Source organism: Congregibacter sp. (assembly GCF_045107095.1).
Classification (GTDB): domain Bacteria; phylum Pseudomonadota; class Gammaproteobacteria; order Pseudomonadales; family Halieaceae; genus Congregibacter.
Genome location: NZ_JBGCFU010000055.1, coordinates 24,027 through 47,663, shown reverse-complemented (window position 1 = coordinate 47,663; position 23,637 = coordinate 24,027). Strand labels below are relative to the sequence as shown.

The window sequence follows — 23,637 nt, the reverse complement described above, 5'->3', positions numbered from 1 at the left end:
AGCGAAACCAGAGATTTGCAAGCCGCCCCATTCTCCAGGGGTGGTGAAATCTGGATCGGCTGAGGAAAAGATGATGGGTGCAGCAGCTGTACCCACCGCATTGATCATACTTCCGCGTGTGATGTGCAGCACCGCCGCGCTGAGAGGATCATCAGAAGGTAGGCCTCGAACGTTTACGCCGGGCTCGATAGTCAATGTCGCATTGACCAGTGCGTCGCCGTTGTCGCAGGTCGCAGCGCTGGACAGCAAACAGTTACCGTTGCCGATGTTCACCCGACCATCCAGTTGGTAAACGTTACCCGCCGCAAGAGTAAGATCACTCGTGTAAGTACCGCTCAGCAGACAGGTGCCCGCGGAGACTTCTTCAGTGCCCTCAGGGCAAGCTGTAGGGTCGGTACCGCCGTTTCCGCCGCCGTTACCACCACCATTGCCTCCGCCGTTACCGCCACCGTTACCGGTTTCGGGCGCCTCGATTATGATCGTCGCGCTATCGCTTTCGCTGCATCCGCTGAGGCCCGCAAGGCCTAAGGACACGACTAGAGCCAATACAAACTGCTTGTTCATCACTTCACTCCCTGGTGAAACGTTGTTAACCCAAGTGGGTCCTCTGGTACTGCCTAGAACTCCCAGTCGAATCCGAGCTGGAAAGTGGTGCCCTTTTCGTAGAATTGGAATATCTGATCCCCTTGGGTGTATTCCACTTCTGCGTCAAAAATATTCTCTACACGCGCCTTTAACGTTGCCTTCTCTGAAATGTCATAGCGGTAGACCAGATTCAGCTCTCCTCGCTCCTCGAGCAGGACGTTTGGAAGCCCAAGGATGCCGACATCTGCAATGGATTCGCCGTTGTGGTTGTACAGGAGTGTGAGTTGGTGTCCGCCGGGTACGTTGTCGTAGCCAATAACGAAGTTCGCTGTGTACTCTGGCTGTCCCTGAAGCGCTCGGGCGTCGCCATTAAGGAGCGTAACCTCTGACTCGATGTAGGCCGCATTGAAGGACACAAACAGGGTGTTGTTGTAGTCGTCGGTTAACACAAACTCTTTACGGCCCTCGATCTCTGCGCCGTAAAGCTCCGCGGCTTCGGAGTTCTGAAACGTTCGTGAGTTGCTCGCCGTTCCCGATGCGGCCTGGTAGACGCGCTCGATAGGGTCGGTCATATCTTTATAGAACACAGCCGCTGAGATGTTGTCGGTATCGTTATCTCCGAAATACCACTCCCAGCGAAGGTCTGCGTTGAAAATATCGGAAATCGTCAGATTGGGATTACCACGAACACGTACGTTAAATTCGTTATCAAAGAACACCGCGTTTGATGCCTCTTTGAAGTCGGGCCTCGCTACGGTCTGGCTAATCGCGAGTCGCAACTGCTGAGTGTCCGAATAGAACCAGTTGATGCCCAGAGCCGGTAAGAGGCTTCCCTCATCGACGATTCCTTGAACGGGGTTACCCGTAGTCAGGTCGAAGGTGTCGGTCACCTGCTCGTACTGCTCATAGCGGGCGCCGGCAATCACTTCCCATACACCATCAAAGGTATGGTCGTACATGGCGTACACGCTGTTGTACTCAAGCTCAGCCTGGTATTCGTCGGAAACCTGAGTCCGCACCTGAAAGAGAAATCCTGTCGTGGGGCTATTCTGCACACCGCCCTGAGAGTCATCCTCGCAGGTCACTGTGCCTGCCCCCTCACCGCAGACAAAAATATTGTCAGACACGAGCACATTGGGCGACCTGCTCAAAGTGGCGTCAGCGCCATTATTGAAGAACCCGTAGGTTGCGCTTTCAGCGTCCCGCTCGCGGTAAATAGCCTGCGCTCCGAAGCGCAGTTGACCGAAGCTGGCACCGTCATCGTAGGCGTCCCAAGTGATATCGAATGAACCGTCGAAGTTGTCGTCGGTCAGGTCGTCATAACGCTTCGAGGAGCTACCGGAGGAAAAGAAGAACCCGTTGAGCAATTCGCTCTGCTCGTTGTTTGCTTGCGAGAAGTTGTAACCCTCGCGCAAATCAGCTGGCTCGGTGAGGTTAGCCTCTGCGTTGAAACGAACATCTGTTCGTCCAGGAACGTATCGGCGCGCCTGACTCGCAGTGAACTGCCACTCACCAAAGAGCGACCCATCTTCGTTAAGAAAATGAGAGCCCACGATCTGAGAAGACAAGAACTGTCGTTCTTCCCATTGACTTGTCGCTTGGTAAACCGACCGGAACTCGTCACCCTCGCGACCAACGGAGCGCTCGACAAAGCTCTCGGTGGAGCGGGACACCACGTTATTCCACTCGAAGGTATTGTTCCCGATGTTGTAGCCGATCGAGACAAGACCTGAAATATCTATGTTTTGAGAATAGGACTCGTAATTCTGGTCATCGGCGACGATCCCGCTGGCGCTGTAGCTTCGACGTATGCCGTTGCCGCGCTGGCTCCACTCGTTGGAGTAGTTTACGGCGGCATAGAAGCCCAGCTCGCCCTCCCCCAGGTAAAACAGATCACCATAGTTAACACCAAGACTGCCGTTGGGCGTAGTCTCAGCAAAATCCAGATCCCAATCCTCAGCAAGGAAAATACCCGCGGTGCGCTGTAGCTCGCGAAGTTGTTCCTGCTCCAAGGTAAAAGTGGTGCCATCGTCCGTCGTGACTCTGCCGCCGTCAGAAACGATGTCCCCGATAGTCGAAACTACGATGCTCTCTTTTCTGGTTCCGTCATCCCAGCCGATAAAATCAAAATTGCCACTCGCGGGATCTACACCCACGGTGTTCCCCGTGAGATCCGTCACATAGCCAAGTGATGCAGTAACACTTGCGGAGCGCTCGTCAGGGAAGGTCTTGGTGTTGATAACCAAATTACCGCCAGTGGATTCGCCGGGCATGAAGGGCAAAAAAGTCTTTTTGATATCCAACTGATTGACGAAGTTGGAAGGAAACAAATCCAGAGGAACCGTGCGCTTGGTCGGGTTGGTCGACGGCATCGTCGAATTATTCAAAGTCGATGTCACGTAGCGACCACCCAGGCCGCGAATGAATACGTACTTGTCATCCTGCACCGCCACACCGGGCACACGAATAACCGAGGCGGCAACGTCTGAGTCACCAAAGCGTGCCAACTCTTCAACGCCCAGCGTGTCGACAATGAGGTTGGTATCTCGCTCAGATAGCTCGAAGCCACCGGGATCGAAAGTACCGAGAACGAAGACCTCCTCAATCTGTGGCGCGGCTATAGACAGCAGTCCTTCGGCTTCGGGCAGGTTGAGCTGCACACCCCTGGTAACACCGGCCACAACCCGAACCTCACGGGAAACGCCGTTAGTGGTTACACGGTAGATCCCACGGGGAACCGCTTTAGACGCCAAGCCCTGTGCATCTGTCGACACACCGCCCTGACCATTAGAAATTACAACCAATTGGTTTGCGGCAGCGTCGGAACCTTTACGGACCGTGATTTGAAGCTCACCCGTAGGCACCTCACGACGATCCGCAGCTGACTCTGTGCGAGAGTAGACATCGATGATCGCCTGATTGTCACCAACGCCAAAATTGCTGATCACATCCACCAGCTGGCCTGAAGCGGATGAAAAGCGATCGCGCTGAACTACGCCATCGCTGCCTGTAATCGCAAGCACTCGTTGACCGTCGCCTTCAAGGTCAACAAACAGAGACCCGTCACGACGAGTTGTGCCTGCAGGCTCGCCATCGATAGTGACAGTGGCACCTTGCACAGCAAGGCCTTCGTCAAAGACGTAGAGCAGTAGTTCATCTGCCGCATGGCCGGTTTGCGTGAGGCAAAGCAAGGTAAACAAGACTGGCAAGGTACGCCGAGCGCCAAACAACTGTGTCATTACGACCTCTAAGTCAGGAATATTGACATGGAGGGACATCGCTGCGCCCCATCCATAAAAGCAATCGGGGCATCGTAGGTTCGTAATGTGACGGTAATGTTATCGAGTTATGACAAATTTGTGACAGTAATCGACGTCGATAATGGCTTTGTTTGAGTCACAAAAATTTCAAATATCTATCGCTTTACTGCCATTTAAGATCCCGAGGATGTGCGCGACTTTTGGAGGGCTACAGCTCCCTTCGCAATGCGGTAAAGCAAGATAGCGGCACGCTGGGTCTGCTGTGGCAAGGTTCGAAGATCCGCGACCTCGTCAACTGTGTGGCCGCCGTCGCCCATAAGACCTAAACCGTCGATAGCAGCTTCTACACGGTCCGCTACAAAAGAAATGTCAGCAGCTCCAGCCCTTCGCGGATCCACAGCCACCACCGGGCCATAACCCAGCTCTTCGCTGATAGCGCTGTAGTACTCAAGCAATGTGTCGTTACCGGCAGAGGGCGCCATGGGAGGATATCCATGATTGAAGGTCACCTCTGCGGTGGTCTGCGCTAAATTTTCCGCTGCAATCTCTCGCATCGTCGCCTCCGCGTTGGCAATCTGCTCAGGACTGATTGCCCGCATCCCGCCGGTGACAACCGCTGTCTGTGCGATCACGTTATTCTTTCCAAAGACAGTCCCCCGTGTATTACTGTCATCGTGATCCAAGTCGGTTCCCGCCATCACCAAGCCGGGGTTGAAGGTGAGATTGGGAATGGCTGACAGTGCCACCCGCCAGGCGTCGAGAATTCTTGCGGTTTCCAATGCCGCGCCAAATCCGATGTCATCGCGGAAAATCTGAGAGGAATGTGCCGGCTTGCCGGTGACACTCAACCGCCATTCGCTAGAGCTGCGCCGCGCCGTCACCACGGTCTTTGGATCGCCATCGCCATCCTCAAAGCCCAGAGCTATATCGGCCCAGTCTGCCGCCTCAATAAGCGCGGCATTGGCAACGCCCAAGGGCCGCCCGCGGGACTCCTCATCACCAGTAAGGACTACCCGCAGTTGGAGTTCGTCCAGAACCCCGGCAGCGTCAAGGGCCTTGGCTGCCTGCAGAATAATCACATCTCCGCCCTTCATATCGGTGATACCGGGCCCTGCTGCATGATCTTCATCAATGCGCGCAAATTTTTGGAAACTACTGTCTTTCGCAAACACCGTATCCAGATGACCGATCAGGAGGACCCTGGGGCCCTTCGTTCCGTGTTCTGCCACCAGATGGCCACCACGGCTAAAAACCTCCCCGTCCACCCAGCGGGTTGAAAATCCGGCATCGGAAAAAGCCTCGGCGAATAGTTGTCCCACCTCTCTCACGCCATCTACATTCATCGTGCCGCTGTTGATGTTCACGGCTTGCTCCAGCAGGGCCAGGGCCTCTCCCTGCCCACGAGTCACCGCATCGCGGATCGCTATCTCCTTTTCATCAAGGGCAAACGTTGGGTTTACCAAACCCAGTGCAAGAATGGCGCTGCTAAACACTCTGAAAAACATCGGGGAATCGTCCTGAACGTGATATCGGTGAGGACTCATGGTGCCCTGACTTAGAGTCGATCACAAACTGCTTAAGGCGCCAGTAAAGGATGCGAGCCCGAATATGTGAATTCTTTATATCATTGCGACATAGACACGCTTGTATCCGTAACAAAAAAATAGTAGCTGAAACCGTTTTTCTCTGCTTATATACAGGTAAGCCCCTATGTATGACATGAGAGGAATAGCGATGCGCCGACAGAAACGCGATATGACTGCTCGAGCTTATGAGCGTGGTTATCAGGCAGGAGTATCAGGTCGGAGCAGCGAAAGTTGCCCGCACACGACGGAGCAACAACGAATCAATTGGATTACCGGGTGGCGAGAGGGACACGCCGATCAGTTAGATGGCCTCATTGGTGTGTCCGGAGTGCATCGCCTACGCATGCAGTAGTCCGGAGCCCTGCCAGGGGGCCAATGCTGACTTGCGAGTACCTGCTTATCCAACGTCTTCTGCGATGGTTTTGCCTCCGCGTATTTGCCTCCCTGCATTAGGCTCCCTGCATTAGGGTCCCTGCATTACGCTGCAATTAGAAGTTAACTGAAAGTTAACATAGCTTGGTAGGTAGCCCAGTAGGTAGCCTAGTAGGCAGCTTGGCGAGTAGGTAACTCAAACCCTCCGGCTGCTTTGGGCCAAGTCCAGCAGCTCACGGTTAGCCACTGCGAACATCGCAAAGTCCGGCGACGATGTTGTGTGGAGCTCACTCAGCATGTCTTTCCAGCGCTTGAGCAGAGCACTCTCCTGCTCCTCCCAGGCAGTGATGCAGGCCACCACATCGCGATCGTCGTTTCTCAAGCGCAGAACGCCCTGAGCAAGAGTGCATTGCTGCCACTGCAGGTCCTCCATGTAGGCTTCTCGAGCCATGGCTTGCCACTCGTTCTCTACCTTGCTGCCTAAGACCTGCGCACCGAACCAATCCAGCTCTAAACGCTCGCCCAAATGGTAGTACAAGGTCGCCACTTCCATGAGATCGTTCTCTGTCTGCGTAGACACATCGACAATCGCCAGCGCCGTTGCTGCGTGCATGCAGCCGGCAACTCGCGCAGCGGTCTGGGCATTAACCCCTGCCTCGTTGTAGCTCTGCAGCCGCGCTTCGTACTGCTCCGCGGCTCGACCACGCAACAACTCGGGAAGGGCACGCTGCAACTCCGTCACGCCAGTGCAAAACTCTTCGATCATGCTAGTAGGGGTAATCTGGTGACGACGATTACGCAATACCCAACGAGTCGCGCGTTTCACCAGGCGGATGACGTCGAGCATCATTTCAATCTGAACGTCAGACACTACGGTGAAGTCCAGCGCCTCGATACTGTCCCACAATGTGCTGATACCAAATATTTCCATAACCGCCGTATAGGCACGAGCGACATCCGCCACGGGGGCACCTGTCGCTTTTTGCTGGCGCAAAACGAAGTTCAAACCCATGCGATTCACGATATCGTTCGCAACCTGAGTGCACATGATTTCGCGGCGCAGACGGTGTTCAGCGAGGTCCTCGGGATAGGTCTCCTTGAGCTTGGCGGGAAACGCGGTAGACACCGCTTGGAGCAAATGAGCATCGCTGCCTAAGTCCGAGGCAATGAGTTCTTCCTTGAGTATCGCCTTACTGTAGGAGATCAGGACCGAAAGCTCTGGACGGGTAAGCCCCAGGTCTTGCGTTCTTCTGTCTGCCAATGCTTCGTCCGTGGGCAAAAACTCGAGCTCTCGATCTAATCGCCCTGCATTCTCGAGGGTCGAAATCAAACGACGGTATTCGCCACTACGCACTCGCGCTTCGCGCTCTGCGATGCTGATTGCCTGGACCTGCCGGTAATTATTTGCCAACACCAGGGCCGAAACAGACTCGGTCATATCTTCAAGAAGCTGATTACGGTGCTTCTCGGTGAGATCACCTCTCGCGACAATGGCGTCCAGCAAGATCTTAATATTGACCTCATGGTCCGAGCAGTCCACACCCGCGGCGTTATCGATGAAGTCGGTATTCGAGCGACCTCCGATGAGCGCAAACTCGGTTCTCGCCAATTGCGTAATCCCCAGATTACCGCCCTCACCAATTACCTTGCAGCGCAAATCCCTGGCGTTCACTCGCAACCCGTCGTTTGCCTTATCGCCTACATCGGTATGGGTTTCGGAGCTCGATTTCACATAGGTGCCAATACCACCGTTCCACAGCAGATCTACTTCGGACCGCAGGATCGCGCTGATCAGCTCTGTCGGCGTCATGTGATTAACGGTAATGCCAAATCGCGCTTTCATAGGCTCAGAAATAGCGACGGACTTGGCGTTACGGCTAAACACGCCACCCCCTTCAGAAATCAACGACGTGTCGTAATCCGACCAGCCCGATCTTGGCAAAGCGAACAAACGCTCCCGCTCAAGATAGCTGCGCTCGGCATCAGGATTGGGGTCCACAAAAATATGCATATGGTTAAACGCTGCCAGCAGAGCAATATGCTTTGACAGCAACATTCCGTTACCGAAGACATCGCCAGACATATCGCCGATTCCCACGACCGAGAACTCCGTCGTCGCGACATTGACACCCATTTCTCGAAAATGGCGCTCTACAGAAACCCAGGCACCCCTGGCCGTAATACCCATTTTCTTGTGGTCATAGCCCACGCTACCGCCCGATGCGAAGGCATCACCCAGCCAGAATCCGTACTCTTCTGACAGGGAGTTAGCGATATCGGAAAACGTCGCAGTGCCCTTATCAGCAGCCACGACCAAATAGGGATCTTCGTCATCCTTACACACCGTAAGCTGAGGCCGAACGATACGATCTTCTTCCCGGTTATCCGTGATATCCAACAGACCTCGAATAAAGGTCTTGTAGCAAGCCACGCCCTCTTCCTGCGCCTCATCCCTCGTCATATCGGGACGCAGGCGTTTGGCAACAAAACCACCTTTCGCGCCCACAGGCACGATGACCGCATTTTTGACCTGCTGTGCTTTCACCAGGCCGAGGACTTCTGTACGGAAGTCTTCCAATCGATCCGACCAGCGCAAGCCGCCTCTCGCGACTTTCCCGCCGCGCAGATGCACCCCTTCGACCTGAGGCGAATAAACAAAAATCTCGAACAGAGGAACCGGACGAGGAATATCGGGAATATCGCCCGGGCGCAGCTTAAAGGAAAAGTAAGACTTACTATCTCCAAGCTCGCCTTGCTGGAAAAAGTTGGTGCGCACTGTCGCCGAAATGAGTTCGACGTACTGGCGAATAATCCTGTCCTGCCCGAGGTTCTCCACCTCATCCAGCGCCAGCAAAATGCGTTCCTTTACCGCAGCCTCGCGCTGATCACGCCACTCGTCATCTCCGTCAAACACCGGGGAGAACCGCGTGAGGAAAAGCTCAACGATGCTGGAGGATATAGGTAGATGGGCCGCCATGGTTTCAGCGATATAGCTGCGAGAGTAAGCAAAATTTATCTGGCCAAAGTAACAGGCGTAGGCGCGTAAAAGTGCGATCTCGCGCCAGCTAAGGCGACTACCCAACAGCAAACGATTAAAAGAGTCGCTCTCAGCCTGCCCATACCAAATACGCGAAAAGGCATCTTCAAACTCTTCTTTCACCTGTTCCAGATCAATATTCTTGGCGAGGGAATAAATCAAACTGAATTCCTGAATCCAGTATCGACCTTCCGAGGCTGCGCGCACGGGGTAGGCTCTTTCTGCCACCACCCTCAGGCCCAAATTCTCCAGAATCGGCAGCACATCTGATAAGGGCAAAGGCGAACCCATGCGATACAAGCGCAACTTCAGGTGATCATCTTTTTCCTCCAAAAGACGATACAGGTTCATACCCAGACGATCTGTGCCGTTTAAGGCCAATATGTGCTGTATATCCAGTACAGCGACCCGGGGATCGAAGTCATCACGATAACCAGGGGCGAAGCCGTCACCCAGTTCACGCATGAGTTGCTCACCGCGCTCCTCGCCGAACTCCTCAAGCAACCGAAGCCGCAGTCGATCCTTCCACGCTAGCGTTGCCTGCACGATCTGCTCCTCGATTTCATTGACGTCAAACTCATGGTTCTGCGATGGATCCACTCTCAAAACAAAGTACACCCGCACCAAGACGGACTCGGTGAACTGCGTATTGAACTCAGACTCTTCAGCGGAAAAAGCCTTGGTGAGAATTCGTTGAATATTCATTCGTCGCTGGGTGGTGTAGCGATCCCGGGGCATGTACAGAAGACAGCTAATGAACTTGCCGTGCGCATCCTTGCGCACAAACAATCGCGTATGGCGCCGCTCCTGAATACGATTGACTGCTGATGTCGTGTTATAGAGATCCGCGGTAGATGATTGAAACAACTCATCCCGAGGCATTAACTCCAATACGCGTTTTAACTCCCGTCCATCGTGTTCTTCTTCCGCGAGCCCCGAAAGCCCAAGAACCTGGCTCACTTTTCGGCGCAGAATAGGTATTTCCGCCGGATCCATGTTGTAGACGGCCGCAGTGTAGTGTCCAAGAAATCGATGCTGACCCGTTACTGCGCCGGACGCATCGTAAGTTTTGACTTCGACATAGTCGGGGTAGGCCTGACGGTGCACTTTTGCCCGTCGGCGCGATTTGCCAAAACTTAGCTGGCGTCGATGAAACTCCTCAGGTGCCATCCAGGCCAGATCGTGTTCAAGATCTGCAGCGCCGCGCGTCTCCAGCCCCCGAAGCACACCAAGATTGCAGCTGCTATCGACATGCACCTCGCCCTCCTCTACGCGAAGATACTCGTAACCCAGAAACGTCATATGATCGCCGCGCAACCATTCGATAAATGCAGCCGCCTCATCACGAAACTCGTCGCTGACACAAGCCGCTTCGGCGATGCACTCCCGCGCTTCATCCAGCCGCTCTCGCATAGCACCGAAGTCGCCAACTACCATAGCCACTTCCTCGAGAATTTGCTCGAGGCTCTCCCGAAGTTCGTCAAGCTCACTCAAGTCGCTGTGGCGCGTAATCTCGAAATAAAGAAGGCTTTCCGCAGAGGCGTCAGCGGCAGTTTGCTCGCTGCCCAGCAACCCCTGAAGCTCACCGTTTTTGGCCCTAGCAACACGCAAATTACAGCTCGCCAGGCAGTGAATACCCAGATTGCGCTGATTGATTTCGCCTCGAACCGACGCCGTACAAAAAGGCATGTCACGACAGAGCACCGCGACGATTGTCGACGTGCTTTCCCAGCCGTGGGTACTAATCTGGGGGTTTAGCAAGCGAACCTTTGGAGCATCCCCCGCCCAGCTCTGCATAAAGCGCATCAAGCCGTAAAGCATGCCGTAAAGGTTGTCGGGAGAGCGATCACGCATATCTTCCGCCGAAAATCGACTGAAGAAAGTGTCCGAGAGAAGAGTGAGGTCATCCCGATGCTCTGCGTCGGCTCGCTTGACTACAATGCCCGCGAGGTCGTCAAGCAAGGCTTGCTTGAGTGTCTCCCACGCCATAGCAGGTCCCCTTATTTAACACCGCTTTATTAGGCGGCCAGTGTATCGCAAAGACAGGTACCATGAGCGCCGCGGGAAGGGAACTTTACGGCAATATGCCAGTCGATTATGTGGGCAGCGGGTGCCCCGGAGGCCGTACTCCGCTAGAATCGCACCCCTCGCATGCGCTGCATGCCAAAAAGCTCATCAAATTGTTTACGTTGACAGATTTTCAACAGGAGAAACCTTGACCTCTAGCGACCTGAGACAACTGGAACAGTGGCTGGACCAGCAGATTATTGGCCAGAGCCACCTAGTGCAAAGGCTACTCATTGCCTTGATAGCGGACGGGCATTTGCTCGTGGAGGGAGCCCCGGGGCTGGCAAAGACCCGGGCGATCAAATCCTTGGGAGATGCATTGGAGGGCAGTTTTCACCGAATCCAGTTCACACCCGACCTCTTACCCGGTGATGTTACGGGAACAGAAATCTATCGACCGCAGGAAGCCAGCTTTCACTTTCAACAAGGCCCTGTGTTCAGCAACCTGGTCTTGGCCGATGAGATAAACCGTGCTCCGGCCAAAGTGCAGTCGGCTTTATTGGAGGCCATGGCGGAACGCCAAGTGAGCGTGGGCAGCGAGAGTTATGCGCTGCCGCGCCTGTTTTTGGTGATGGCGACGCAAAACCCCATCGAGCAGGAAGGTACCTACCCTCTTCCCGAAGCCCAGCTCGATCGATTTTTACTCCATGTGAAAGTTGATTATCCGGACGCAGACGCGGAGCGACTGATTCTTCGTCTAACACGATCAGAAGCCGCAAAAGGCGCCGCAGTGGATGCACCGCAACTAGCTCAGGAAAGTGTGTTTCAAGCTCGCGAGGAAGCCCTCGCCCTGCATATGGCTCCAGCTGTCGAGGAGTACATTGTGCAGCTGGTGATGGCCACCCGAAACCCCGCGCCTTACAGCGACGATCTGGCTCACTGGCTCGATTATGGCGGCAGTCCTCGGGCTACCATTGCCCTTGACCGATGTGCACGCGCCCACGCTTGGCTCCACGGTCGCGATTTTGTCTCTCCCGACGACGTTCAGGGTGTAGCTGCAGACGTTTTCCGGCACCGCCTGTTGTTAAGTTTCGAAGCGGAAGCCGCCGGGGTGCGCAGTGATGAGGTGATCGACGAGATTCTCCGACTCGTACCGGTGGCCTGATACTTACGTGTTGACGCTAGACCCCTCACAACCTGCGAGCGGAGCAACCGTGGATATTGCACGGCTGCTGGCTTTACGCTTTCCTGCCCGGCAGCTGGATATCCGGCGACGACGTCGGGCTCTCGCTCAACTCGCCGGCGGGCAACGCTCGAACTTCCGCGGACGCGGTATTGAGTTTGAAGAAGTACGAGGCTACCAACCGGGAGATGACATCCGCGCTATTGACTGGCGCGTCACCGCGCGAACCGGCGCTGCACACACAAAGATGTTTCACGAAGAGCGGGAGCGCCCCGTACTTCTTGTGGTAGACCAACGATCATCCATGCAATTTGGCTCGCAGCACTGCTTTAAAATCGTGCTTGCCGCTGAGATTGCTGCGCTGCTGGCGTGGAGCGCACTGGCCAGCAATGAACGTGTCGGCGGCCTGCTCATGCGTGACGCAGACCACTGGGAAATGCGTCCTCGCAACAGTCGTCGCACGGTTCTCGCTCTGTTGTCGGCGCTCGCGGAAACACCAGCAGCGCTGGAGTCACCAGAAGACCAAAACAATCGTTTTAGCACCTTGCTCCGCAGTGTGCGCCGGGTTGCGAGACCCGGTTCCAGCGTGTTTCTTATCAGTGACTTTGAGGGCGCCGAGCAGGACGAAGCCCGCGAGGAACTGTTTCAGCTTGCCCGCCACGTCGAAATCACCGCCATCCATTGCAGTGACCCTCTTGAGGCGGAGCTTCCTCCAGCGGGACGCTATAGCGTTACTGACGGAGACAAGCGCGCCGAGCTGGACACCGGTATGCCAGGTTTATCCCAACGCTTTGCCGAGCTGTATAGCCAACGGTTAGAAGGCCACCAGCAGCAACTGCAGCGACTAGGCATACCCATGCTCCGCGGCAGCACCACTCAAGCGCCTCTGACACTCCTAAGAAACATCTATGGGGGTTCGCAAGCGGCAGGGTCGATATCTTTTAGCAGCAACGCAAACCCGGTGAAGCATGGATCCTGAATCCATCATCGGCATGCTCGAACCGCTCCGCGAGCCACCGGCGGTGCATTGGTGGCCCTTGGCGCCAGGGTGGTGGTTACTTGCTCTTCTAAGCTTGGGCCTCATCGTTTACGGACTCCTTCGTCTTTGGCGCTTTCATCTTCGCGCTGCTCCGATTCGAGCGGCGCGGCGTGCTTTTGCCGCTCTAGAAGAGAAAGATATGTCTGACGCTGAGCGCGCGGCCGCTCTGGGACTTTTGCAACGACGTGTGGCTATTGGCGTTGCAGGTCGCCGGAATTGCGCGGGTCTTACAGGGCAGGCCTGGGCGGATTTTTTGAATTCTCTGGCCAAGGGAAAAGAGCCTTATTTCGATGGCACGCTGGCAGATCTTGCCTATCTTCCGCAGGTGGATTCGCAAGACTGTGAAGACGCCTTGCACGCGACAGGTCGCTGGCTCAAGAACATGGAGCGGCCGAGATGATCACCCTGCTCTGGCCCGCAGTCCTGCTGTTGCTTCCGCTGCCTTTGCTCATAAGGCGCTTCGCGCCACCACGAACTGTTGAACGACCGGCGCTCCGCGCACCTTTTTTTAACCGTTGGCAGAGTCTGACCAACGACGATGAGGAATCCGTGGTCAGCGCCGCAAGAAAGGTACCCGCAATAGCGCTTTGGACAATCTGGCTTTGTCTACTCCTGGCCGCCGCGCGCCCCCTTTGGGTCGGTGAAGCGATTGAGCTTCCCAACAGCGGTCGAGACCTGATGCTTGCCGTCGACATTTCCGGAAGCATGCGGGTGGAAGATATGCAGGTGGGTAATCGCATGGCCCGACGAATTGATGCGGTAAAGCAGCTGGGCAGCGATTTTATGTCCCGGCGTAGCGGTGACCGCCTGGGCCTGATTCTCTTTGGAAGTCGGGCCTATCTGCAATCGCCCCTGAGCTTCGACATCCAAACGGTGCAACGTTTTCTGCTGGAGTCACAAATAGGTTTTGCGGGACAAGAGACAGCCATTGGTGATGCCATTGGTCTTGCGGTGAAGCGGCTTCAAGAACGCCCGGCCACAAGCCGCGTACTGATTTTGCTTACCGACGGCCAGGATACTGCGAGCACCGTAGACCCCTTGGAGGCAGCTAAGCTCGCTGCGGACCTGGGCGTGCGCATCTATACGATCGGGATTGGCGCCGACTCGCTTACGCTGCCGGGACTGCTGGGCTCGCCTCTCGGCGCGCGCACGGTAAACCCTTCTGCAGACCTGGACGAGAGCAGCCTTACATCTATCGCCCAAAGCACCGGCGGACAATACTTCCGCGCCCGGGACCCGGAAGAGCTAGCCACGGTCTATCGGCTCCTCGAGCAGCTGGAGCCTCTTGAGGTCGACAAGGCCCTGTATCGACCCCAGCAATCTCTGAGCGCATTGCCGCTGCTCCTCGCCATGGCCCTGAGTTTTGCTTTAGTCATCCGTTACCTGTGGCGCCATCGCTCGTCGGCATCGACACCAAGCGCTGTAGGCTTTCCTGTCCGTGACTGAGCTTCTCAGTAATTTTCACTTCCTGCGACCGCACTGGCTGCTGTTGTTGCTTCCCTGTCTAGTTCTGGGCTTTTTGCTGTGGAGGCAGCGAGGACAGGAAGCGAGCTGGTCGCGCATAGTGGCCCCCGAGCTCCTTGAGCATCTCATTAGTCGGGAATCAGTTCGCCGAGGTAGCAGCGGTCTGCCTGCCTTGCTTTTAGCATGGATAATTGGCTCCTTAGCGGCGGCGGGTCCTAGCTGGGAGCAGTTACCCCAGCCCGTGCTGCAAAAACAGGACGCTTTGGTCCTCGTGGTCGACTTGAGCTACTCGATGCTCGCCACAGACCTTCAACCGTCGCGACAGGATCGCGTGCGGCGCAAGCTTTTGGACTTACTGCGAGAACGCAAGGAAGGACTCACCGCCTTGATCGCCTACGCCGGAGACGCACATATTGTCGCGCCTCTGACCGATGACAATCCCACCATCGCAAACCTACTTCCCGCCTTAACACCTGAAATGATGCCCCTTCCCGGATCAAACCCCGTTGATGCAGTGGAACGCGCTGTGGCATTGCTGGATTCTGCAGGCGTCCGCAGAGGGCGAATCCTTCTGGTTACCGACGGCATCCGAAACCGCGACCTGAGCAGTATCCAGACAATTCTCGCCGGCCAACCGCGGGATCTTGCGGTCTTGGGGGTGGGAACTCGCGTCGGGGCCCCTATTGCGCTTCCCGGTGGCGGATTTCTGAAAGATCAGTCCGGCGAGATCGTGGTCCCGGCCCTCGATGAGGACTTGCTCCTTGAGCTCGCTACCGAGACCGGGGGTACATACCGCAGGATGACGGTTGATGATAGCGATTTACAGGCATTGCTCACTCAGTCCGACATCGTCGATGACGACGATACTATATCCCTGGATCGCCAAGCCGATCGTTGGCAGGACATGGCCCACTGGCTTGTTTTGCCATTACTTCTCATTGCTTTGGTGAGCTTTCGCCGAGGCTGGGTTTATATGCTGCCCTTGGTTGTGACTGTACTCCCCGCACAAAAAAGTGAGGCCTTTGAATGGCAAGACCTATGGCTTCGGGCCGATCAACAGGCAGAGCGGGCACTGGCGGACGGTGACGCTGGACGCGCCGCGGCGCTTTTTGAAAACCCATCCTGGCGTGGCACGGCTGCGTTCAGCGATGAGGACTATGCGACCGCAGCAACTGCATTCTCAAAGGAAGACAGCGCAGATGCCTGGTACAACCGTGGCAATGCCCTCGCAGCGCAGGGTGAGCTGGAGGCGGCTATCAATGCCTACAAAGCATCGCTCGAGCGCGAGCCAGATCAGGAAGATGCACAGAAGAATCTGGCAACACTTGAACAACTACTGGAGCAACAACAAGAAGAGCAGCAAGGGCAACAGGGAGACTCCCAGCAGCAGCCGCAGGACTCACAAGGAAATCAAGAACAACAAAGCGGCGATAGCCAGCAGGATCAATCACAGTCCCCTCAGGACAACTCGGGACAACAAGACAACCCGCAAGGCAGCAGTGACGACTCTCAGTCAGAAAACGGGCAGGAGCAAAATCAGCAAGATGCTGACGGTGAGAATGGCTCCCAGGGAGACAGTGAGCAATCCGAGCAGGCACAGCAGCGGCCCATGCCGCAGCCTGAAATAGATAACAGCGCTATGCAGGAAGACTTGGAGAAGGATCAGGCAATGCAGCAATGGCTACGCCGCGTCCCCGATGACCCCTCGGGGCTATTGCGAGAGAAGTTCCGCTTTGAAAGCCGCCAGAGACAGCAGCAAGGAAAGAACCGTGACACAAAAGAAATCTGGTAGACATTTTCTTTGGATCCTCGTGTGCCTCGTGGCTGCGCTAGCTTTACCGGCTCAGGCAGCGCTGCAGGCCTCTCTTGATCGCTACAACATTGCCATGGGCGACACCGTGCGTCTGTCCCTGCGCAGCGATGACAGCAGTGATCCCGGCGACGCAAACCTTGATGCGCTTGAGGAGTTGTTCGACATTCTGCAGAGTTCATCCAATATCAGCACGCGCATTGTAAACGGAGAGCGCAGCCAAACTCGCGAGCTGACTCTCGAGCTTACACCCCGACGGGAAGGTTCCCTGGTAATCCCGCCCTTTGAGGTGGACGGCAAACGCAGCGAAGCGCTGGCCGTCACCGTGGGCCCGGAACCCACTGCTCAGGCGGAAGACGAAGTCGTTATCTTTGAGGCAGAGGTGGATCGCTCCGAAGTCTATGTACAGGGGCAGCTACTACTGACCCTTCGGGTACAGCAGGCGGTGAACCTGGACTCCCGCAGCATTAGTGAACTCGAGATCGCCAACGCTTACGTCGAAACTCTGGGACAAAACTCATTCCAACGCACAATCAATGGCCGCCCCTGGCTGGTCCACGAAATCCGCTACGCCATCTTTCCCGAGTCCAGCGGTGATCTGGTTATTCCAGAACAGACCTTCTCCGGGCGGATAGCGTCCGGCCGACGTACACTTTTTGACACGCGACCTGCAGGACGATTATTGAGACGCCGTAGCGACGCGCTGACCATACCGGTGCGTCCGCGCCCCGCCAGCTATCCAAACGCAACATGGCTACCCTCATCCAATCTCACCATTGAAGAGCAGTGGTCCGCTCCCTTGGATCAGTTGCGCATAGGCGACTCCATTACGCGCACGATTACTCTTACCGGTGAAGGATTACAGGGCGCTCAACTACCGCCCATCGATGGCAATAGTGTCGACGGGCTTCGCGCTTATCCCGACCAACCCTTGATCAACAACGTTAACAACGACCAGGGCGTAACGGGAATTCGCAGCGACAGCCTTGCACTGGTTGCCGTAGAAGACGGTGTTTATGAACTACCTGCATTAGAGATTCCCTGGTGGGATACCGAAAGCGACAGCCTGAAAATCGCGAGGCTACCGGCACAGGTATTAACCGTGCTACCAAGTCCCGGCGTATCCCTCAACCCGGTTGACAGCCCTGCCGCTCTGCCAACAAGCGAGGTAGGGGCACTGAGCCAACCCACTATAACTACAGCAAGTAACCTGTGGCCCTGGATTGCAGCCTTCTGCGCTTCAGGGTGGATAGTCACTTCTTTTCTATGGTGGCGACGAGGCCCACGCGTCGAAACCCAGGCAAGTCCAGAAGCCGTTGTTTCAAAAACCCCACCTAAACTATTTGATGCCTGTAAGGCCAACGACCCCGTACTTGCCCGAGAATCACTGCGCCTGTGGCTTCACGACCAGGGATACTCCGGTCCAATCAACGACTGGTTGCTACAGCAGGATTCCGCAGCGCTCACGACAGCGGTACACGAGCTGGAACGATGTCTTTACCGCGAAGAGCTCGAGAACAGCGATGACGGCGTAGACGCCGCCACCCCGCAATGGAATGGTAGCGCCTTGGCTAGAGCTGTTCGGGAGCTACCCAAGAGCGTAACAAAGCGACCCGCGAGCAGTGCCCTACCCGAGCTCTACTTAAGCCAGTGACTTGTTAACAACTTCATAAACATCCGGAGATAAAGATGGTAGCTCAGATAGGCGTTGTAACTCTGCGCGCATGAGCTCAGCTCCGGCAGCGTAGTTTCTCCATCGCGTCAAAGGGGCCAACAAACGCGAAGCGATCTGCGGATTTTGCGCATTTAGCGACTCCACAACCTCTCCCAGCAAGCGATACCCGGCGCCATCTTCGCGGTGGAAGTGCACGGCATTGCCATTGGCAAACCCACCGATAAGAGACCGGATTTTGTTCGGGTTTCGGCCGTCATAGGCAGGATGCTCCATAAGCGCGCGGACGCGACGAATGGCGTCTCCGCTGGTATTTTCGGCCTGCACGACCAGCCAGTGATTCATCGCTAAGGCTTCACCAGAAAAACGCTGGTAAAAGTCTTCCAGCAACTCCTCTCCGCGCTCTGCACTACCCTCACGCAACACAGCGCGGAGCGCCACCAGGCGATTCGTGAGATTGTCGGCAGCAAAGTAATAGTCCCTCGCCAGCGCGACTCCCTGATCATCAGCAGTCGCAAGGTAATCAAGAGCGACATTCGCCAGAGCACGAGACCCTATCTGCTCTCCGGTCGCCGCGTAGGGCTTTGTGACCTTTAAGGACTCAAAGAGTGCGGCCCAACGCTCGCGAAACACTGTGGCAAGCGATTTTCTGAGACTTTCCCTCGCACGAAAAATGCCATGCACATCAGCTTTACCGACGTGGCTGGCAAGTTCGGAAAGATAGGTTTCCGATGGGAGCCTAAGCATGTCGGCCTGCACGGCGGGATCAAGGGATTGACTGCAAATCGCGTTGACCGCGGTCTCCAGTATCGGGTCAAGCGCAGCCTCGGGATTCTCCTGCAATTCTTGCAAGCCTGAGACCATTAACTGCTGCATGGCATCCCAGCGAACAAAGTCGTCATCGTCACGACTCACCAGGGCGAGCAATTGCTCCCGGCTATAGGGGTAGTCGACGCGCACTGGCGCCGAGAACCCTCGCAAAAGCGAGGGTGTAGGACGCTCGGGGAGTTCTGTGAAACGGAACGTCTGGGTCGGCTTATCTGCAATAAGGACACGGTGAGTATTGTCCGCGCTCTCGTTGTTAGGCGTCTCACCGTCAAGTTTGATCCGCAGATTACCCGCCTCGCCCAACAAGCCCATCGCCAGAGGAATCACCACGGGGGACTTTTCACTCTGTCCCGGTGACGCAGGAGTTTGTTGCGAAACGGTCAGGGTGTAAGTTCCCTGCTCTTCGTCCCAGCTATCTCTGATACTGAGCTCTGGCGTTCCCGCTTGAGAATACCAGCGTTTAAAGTCCGTCAGATCCTTACCCGATGCGTTTTCCATCGCGGCTATGAAATCATCGCAAGTGACTGCTTGCCCATCGTGGCGCTCGAAATAAAGGTCACTGCCACGACGGAAGTCCCTCTCGCCCAGGAGGGTCTGGATCATTCGCACTACTTCGGCGCCCTTTTCGTATACCGTGAGCGTGTAGAAATTAGAGATCTCAATGAATGATGCGGGGCGCACGGGATGGGCCATGGGGCCTGCGTCCTCGGCAAACTGCAGGGTTCTCATGGTCATGGCATCTTCGACACGTTTAAGGGATCGCGACCCCATATCCGCAGAAAATTCCGCGTCTCGAAAAACCGTGAAACCTTCTTTGAGACTCAGCTGAAACCAATCTCGGCAAGTGACCCGGTTGCCAGACCAGTTATGAAAATACTCGTGGGCGACGATACTCTCGATGCGTTGATACCCGAGATCTGTAGTCGTATCGGGAGCAGCCAAAACGCAGGAAGTATTGAAGATGTTAAGGCTCTTGTTTTCCATGGCGCCCATATTGAAGTCGTCCACCGCCACAATATGGAAGACATCCAGGTCGTACTCTCGACCAAATCGTTCTTCGTCCCAGCGCATGGAGCGCTTGAGAGAGTCCATCGCGTGAGCGCACTTATCGAGGTCCTTTTCTTCGACCAGAATAATCAAGCGAACGTCGCGTCCGCCGGCCGTCGTGAAGCTATCCTCTACACGCTGCAAGTCTCCGGCAACGAGTGCAAAGAGATAACTTGGCTTGGGGTGCGGGTCTTCCCAGACAGCCCGATGACGCCCTTCAGTTAGCTCCTCACTATGCACCAGGTTTCCATTACTCAGGAGTTCCGGACATTGCCCTGCATCGGCATCGATGGTTACCGCATAGGTCGACATCACATCGGGACGATCGGGGAACCAGGTGATTTTTCGAAAACCCTCGGCCTCGCATTGCGTGCAGAACAAACCTCGAGAGCGATACAAACCTTCAAGCGAGGTGTTGGACTGCGGATAAATACGCGCGGACGTCTGGAGTACCCCACTCTGGGGAAGCCCGTCAATGCGCAGAAAATCATCGCTCAATTCATAGTGCTCTGACGCAACTTCTTGTCCGTCCACCGCCAGTGCTAACAACTCCAGCTCCTGACCGTTCAGTAGGAGCGGGGTATCTTCAGACACGCCGTCAGAACGACGAAAATGTAAGCGTGCATGAACCAGGCTGTGCTCATCAAAGAGCTCAAAATGGAGCTCGGTATGACTCACCGTGAAGGCCGGCGCCTGATAGTCGCTCAGAAAAATTGTCTTTGGTTGCCCGTCACGCATCTCAGTTCTCCGTCATCTGTGACAGCGCGACTTGATAGCCCGCATGCCGTCGCATATTGATCACACCCGTATCGAGGATCAGATACTGGGCCTTGATACCCATGAGCGTCCCAGCGACCTCGGGCATCTTGTCGAAGGTCATCGACTTCACTTTGCTTGGGTACTCCAGCACTGGATAGTCGATAGTAGTGACGTCTTTGGTATCCAGTGAGGTAATGGCATCGATGCCCCGCTCCTGGCGAAGCGTCTCAATGGTGTCTGCACAGGTCTCGGCCAAGCGCGCGCGCTCGGCGGGTAGGTCCATAGGATCATTCGCGCCTTTGAGCATTCTCTGCCATGCGGTTTTGTCAGCAACGTGAGCGGCAAAGGCCACTTCGACCAAACCTGAATCAAGTCGGCTGGCCACTCGAAACGCCGGCAGTGCCTGAGTTGCTCCCTGGTCTATCCAACGCGTCGGTACCTGCGTGCCCCGGGTAATACCTACTTTCAGGCCCGATGTATTCGCGAGATAGACGAAGTGATCCACCATGCAATTCGCGTCGCCCCATTCGGGTTCGCGACACGTACCCGCTGAGTAATGACACTTCTGGGGGCTCATAATACAACTGTCGCACTGGGCAAGTCGCTGGAAGCATGGGTAACAGTAACCCTGATTGAAACTCTTCTTGGTCTTCCGCCCACAGTGGACGCAGTTGATGGCTCCGAGAAAGCTCAGGGAGATAGACTGCCCGAGCAAGGCGTTCAGGGGTACGCTGGCCTCGCCCATAGGGAGCGCATAATCCACCGCGCTGTCACTTAGCGAGGAGGTCATCTTACGGATACCTCCCTCTCCCAAAAGAACACTCATTCCTTGGATTCCTCATGTTGGCTTGCCCAGCGCAGTTGCTCAGTCTCTGAGCCACTGGAGCGCGATGCGCCCGCTTTTTTACCTTTGTCGATATAGCCCACGCGTTGGTCCTGAGGAAGATGCTGCTGTTCCCAGGCAATCACCGCCTGAAGGCTATGCTCTCGCTGTTCTGGCGTCACGGGCTTACCATCGGGCCAGCGACCCGTTTCGATACCCTGACGCAAGCGCGCGACAATGTCCGGGCTGAGCGTGTCGATGAGTGATTGATAGTCCATGCGGCCTCCCGTAGAAAGAGGCGCGATTATACGCAATATCAGTGCTGCTTCCTGTAAAGCAGAGCGAAGGCCACCCCTATAACCGAGCCGCTGAACAGACCGCCGACATGAGCAGCATTAGCGACGGAAAACCCCAGCACATCAACAAGTCCGAGTAGGCATACGACTAACCAGCCCACCATAAACAACATGATGGGCGTAGCGGGAGCCAGATGCTGCCAGCGCGGATTTATCCGACCTGCGACCCAGGAAAAACCCAGAAATGCGTAGACCACGCCTGACAGCCCGCCAAAGAGCACTGAACCGGAGACTGTGTGCTGGGCGAAATTGGACAGCGCCGCCGTCGCCACAAACAAACCCAAAAGATTGAAGCTACCCAAAGCTGACTCGATACGCCGCCCGAGCTCCCAGCACCACAGGCTGTTGAACACGATGTGCATCAAACCAAAGTGTAAAAAGGCGGGAGTCACCAAACGCCAGATCTGACCGCTTGCCTCGCTAAACATCGGACGCCCACCCTGCAGAGTAAAGGGCTCGTAGGTGAACGCGGCCACCCAGCTAACGGGCGCGTTTAAATACACTAACAAAAAGCCAAGAATACTCATCGCAATAAGCGCGAGTGTTACTGGTGCGCTGCGAACAAGTGCCGGGAGAGCGTTTCCCTTTGGGCGGTTTACCGTAGGAGCCGGTCGCAAAGTCACCTGGAGCTCACCGCTCTGCCAGCGCTCGAGAAAATCGTCTGCCCGATCTTTGTCAGCCCCTTCGGCAAGAAGCACTACCTGAACACCGTCCTCTTCCACAATGCGATGGGCAATCTTCTGCTGCCACAACAATGCGCTGAGGGGGCGAAGGTCTTCAGTCAGGGAACCGCGATAGAGAAGCACAGACATCTAGTCGACCAGCGCACCGCTCCAACGCAGCTTGTCGCGACAGCTGGCATAAAAGCTGTGACCCGGAGGGTGCAGTAGCGTTAGTACCGACGGGTTGCGGCGCAGCACAACAGAGTCTCCTGGACGGGCTGTCATGTTCACCTGTCCGTCGCAGGTGACAGGAGGGTGGATACGGTTGCGCGCCAAGACATCGATACGTATCTCGCTGTCACCGCGAATGACAATCGGGCGACTCGATAGCGCATGAGGAAACATCGGCAACACTAGCAGTGCATCCAGTGCCGGATGCATGATGGGCCCACCGCCGGATAGGGAGTAAGCCGTCGACCCCGTGGGTGTGGACACGATCAGTCCATCTGCCCTTTGACGATTCACAAACTCTTCGTCGATATAGAGCTCGATCTCGATCATTTGCGCCGAGGTTCCCGAGTTCACAACCACATCGTTTAGGGCATCACCCTCGGAAACAGTTTCGCCCCCACGAACCACACTGACATCGAGGAGGAAACGCTCCTCACTACTAAAATCACCGCTCATGACCGCCGCGATTTGTTCGGAAACACGGTCGGGACTTATGTCAGTGAGAAAACCCAGGCGTCCGCGATTGATACCCAGCATCGGTTTACCGTACTGAAGCATTTCACGCGCTGCGCTAAGCATGGAGCCATCTCCACCCAGCACAATGATCAGGTCGGCTGCAGCACCAATAGCGTCGCGGGAATGGGTATCACAACCCTCTGCGGTAAGATCGCCAAAACGATCCTCTAACAAAAGCTCAGCATCCGCTTCGCGCAGAGCAGACATGAGTTCTTCCAATACCGCTTCGATGCCATCCTGACGGCTCCGACCTACGACCCCGACTCGGGAAAATACTCCGGGCATGCAACGCACTCATTGAAAAAAAACCAGTATACCCAGCCAGGCCGGTAGTGGACATCGTTCAATTGCAACGACGAATAGCTAAAGTAGTATCCACCGATAATAGCCGACTGCCGAT

Annotated in this window: 15 protein-coding genes and 1 pseudogene; 7 read left to right on the top strand and 9 right to left on the bottom strand. The window is 55.7% G+C overall.

What is annotated here, in order from left to right; genetic code table 11:
* From AB8B76_RS09620 to AB8B76_RS09610, 3 genes and pseudogenes are all read right to left on the bottom strand, one after another.
* Nucleotides 1-564, bottom strand: a pseudogene (locus AB8B76_RS09620) (hypothetical protein); the annotation flags it as partial.
* Between the two features lie 53 nt (nucleotides 565-617).
* Nucleotides 618-3,824, bottom strand: coding sequence for a TonB-dependent receptor domain-containing protein (locus tag AB8B76_RS09615; protein ID WP_405272019.1), 3,207 nt, complete (start codon nucleotides 3,822-3,824; stop codon nucleotides 618-620).
* Between the two features lie 194 nt (nucleotides 3,825-4,018).
* The gene (locus AB8B76_RS09610) at nucleotides 4,019-5,389 is read right to left on the bottom strand and encodes a M20/M25/M40 family metallo-hydrolase (RefSeq protein WP_405272017.1); all 1,371 of its coding nucleotides are present in this window, start codon (nucleotides 5,387-5,389) and stop codon (nucleotides 4,019-4,021) included.
* A gap of 190 nt (nucleotides 5,390-5,579) precedes the next feature.
* On the opposite strand from AB8B76_RS09610, the gene rmf reads away from it, so the two are divergent.
* A complete protein-coding gene (gene rmf, locus AB8B76_RS09605; RefSeq protein ID WP_008295319.1) occupies nucleotides 5,580-5,783 on the top strand; it encodes a ribosome modulation factor in 204 nt (67 codons plus the stop codon).
* Between the two features lie 216 nt (nucleotides 5,784-5,999).
* On the opposite strand, the gene AB8B76_RS09600 is transcribed toward rmf, so the two are convergent.
* Complete coding sequence (locus tag AB8B76_RS09600) at nucleotides 6,000-10,829, bottom strand: NAD-glutamate dehydrogenase (protein ID WP_405272015.1); 4,830 nt, start codon at nucleotides 10,827-10,829, stop codon at nucleotides 6,000-6,002.
* Between the two features lie 226 nt (nucleotides 10,830-11,055).
* On the opposite strand from AB8B76_RS09600, the gene AB8B76_RS09595 reads away from it, so the two are divergent.
* From AB8B76_RS09595 to AB8B76_RS09570, 6 genes are read left to right on the top strand one after another with little or no spacing between them, the layout of a single operon-like run.
* Nucleotides 11,056-12,012, top strand: coding sequence for an AAA family ATPase (locus tag AB8B76_RS09595; protein WP_405272013.1), 957 nt, complete (start codon nucleotides 11,056-11,058; stop codon nucleotides 12,010-12,012).
* A gap of 49 nt (nucleotides 12,013-12,061) precedes the next feature.
* Nucleotides 12,062-13,009 carry a DUF58 domain-containing protein gene (locus AB8B76_RS09590; RefSeq protein ID WP_405272011.1) on the top strand — a complete coding sequence of 316 codons (948 nt, stop codon included), beginning with the start codon at nucleotides 12,062-12,064 and terminating at the stop codon, nucleotides 13,007-13,009.
* Nucleotides 12,999-13,469, top strand: a complete 471-nt coding sequence (locus tag AB8B76_RS09585; RefSeq protein ID WP_405272009.1) for a DUF4381 domain-containing protein — start codon at nucleotides 12,999-13,001, stop codon at nucleotides 13,467-13,469. The genes AB8B76_RS09590 and AB8B76_RS09585 overlap by 11 nt, the downstream gene beginning before the upstream one ends.
* A complete protein-coding gene (locus AB8B76_RS09580; protein ID WP_405272007.1) occupies nucleotides 13,466-14,515 on the top strand; it encodes a vWA domain-containing protein in 1,050 nt (349 codons plus the stop codon). The genes AB8B76_RS09585 and AB8B76_RS09580 overlap by 4 nt, the downstream gene beginning before the upstream one ends.
* Nucleotides 14,508-16,325 carry a VWA domain-containing protein gene (locus AB8B76_RS09575; protein WP_405272005.1) on the top strand — a complete coding sequence of 606 codons (1,818 nt, stop codon included), beginning with the start codon at nucleotides 14,508-14,510 and terminating at the stop codon, nucleotides 16,323-16,325. Before AB8B76_RS09580 ends, AB8B76_RS09575 begins: the two co-directional genes overlap by 8 nt.
* The gene (locus AB8B76_RS09570; RefSeq protein ID WP_405272003.1) at nucleotides 16,303-17,997 is read left to right on the top strand and encodes a BatD family protein; all 1,695 of its coding nucleotides are present in this window, start codon (nucleotides 16,303-16,305) and stop codon (nucleotides 17,995-17,997) included. Before AB8B76_RS09575 ends, AB8B76_RS09570 begins: the two co-directional genes overlap by 23 nt.
* Here the strand turns inward: AB8B76_RS09570 and pepN are convergent.
* Genes pepN through AB8B76_RS09545 form a run of 5 tightly spaced genes read right to left on the bottom strand, consistent with a single transcriptional unit; the run spans nucleotide 17,986 to nucleotide 23,522 of the window.
* Nucleotides 17,986-20,628 carry an aminopeptidase N gene (pepN, locus tag AB8B76_RS09565; RefSeq protein WP_405272001.1) on the bottom strand — a complete coding sequence of 881 codons (2,643 nt, stop codon included), beginning with the start codon at nucleotides 20,626-20,628 and terminating at the stop codon, nucleotides 17,986-17,988. The two genes, AB8B76_RS09570 and pepN, sit on opposite strands and share 12 nt — an antisense overlap.
* 1 nt (nucleotide 20,629) lies before the next feature.
* Entirely contained in the window at nucleotides 20,630-21,475 is an 846-nt protein-coding gene (locus tag AB8B76_RS09560) for a DUF2797 domain-containing protein (RefSeq protein WP_405272000.1), read from the bottom strand.
* Nucleotides 21,472-21,750 carry a YeaC family protein gene (locus AB8B76_RS09555; protein ID WP_405271999.1) on the bottom strand — a complete coding sequence of 93 codons (279 nt, stop codon included), beginning with the start codon at nucleotides 21,748-21,750 and terminating at the stop codon, nucleotides 21,472-21,474. The genes AB8B76_RS09560 and AB8B76_RS09555 overlap by 4 nt, the downstream gene beginning before the upstream one ends.
* A gap of 38 nt (nucleotides 21,751-21,788) precedes the next feature.
* Nucleotides 21,789-22,640 carry a rhomboid family intramembrane serine protease gene (locus AB8B76_RS09550; protein WP_405271997.1) on the bottom strand — a complete coding sequence of 284 codons (852 nt, stop codon included), beginning with the start codon at nucleotides 22,638-22,640 and terminating at the stop codon, nucleotides 21,789-21,791.
* A complete protein-coding gene (locus AB8B76_RS09545) occupies nucleotides 22,641-23,522 on the bottom strand; it encodes an NAD(+) kinase (protein WP_405271995.1) in 882 nt (293 codons plus the stop codon).
* Nucleotides 23,523-23,637: the final 115 nt, after the last annotated feature.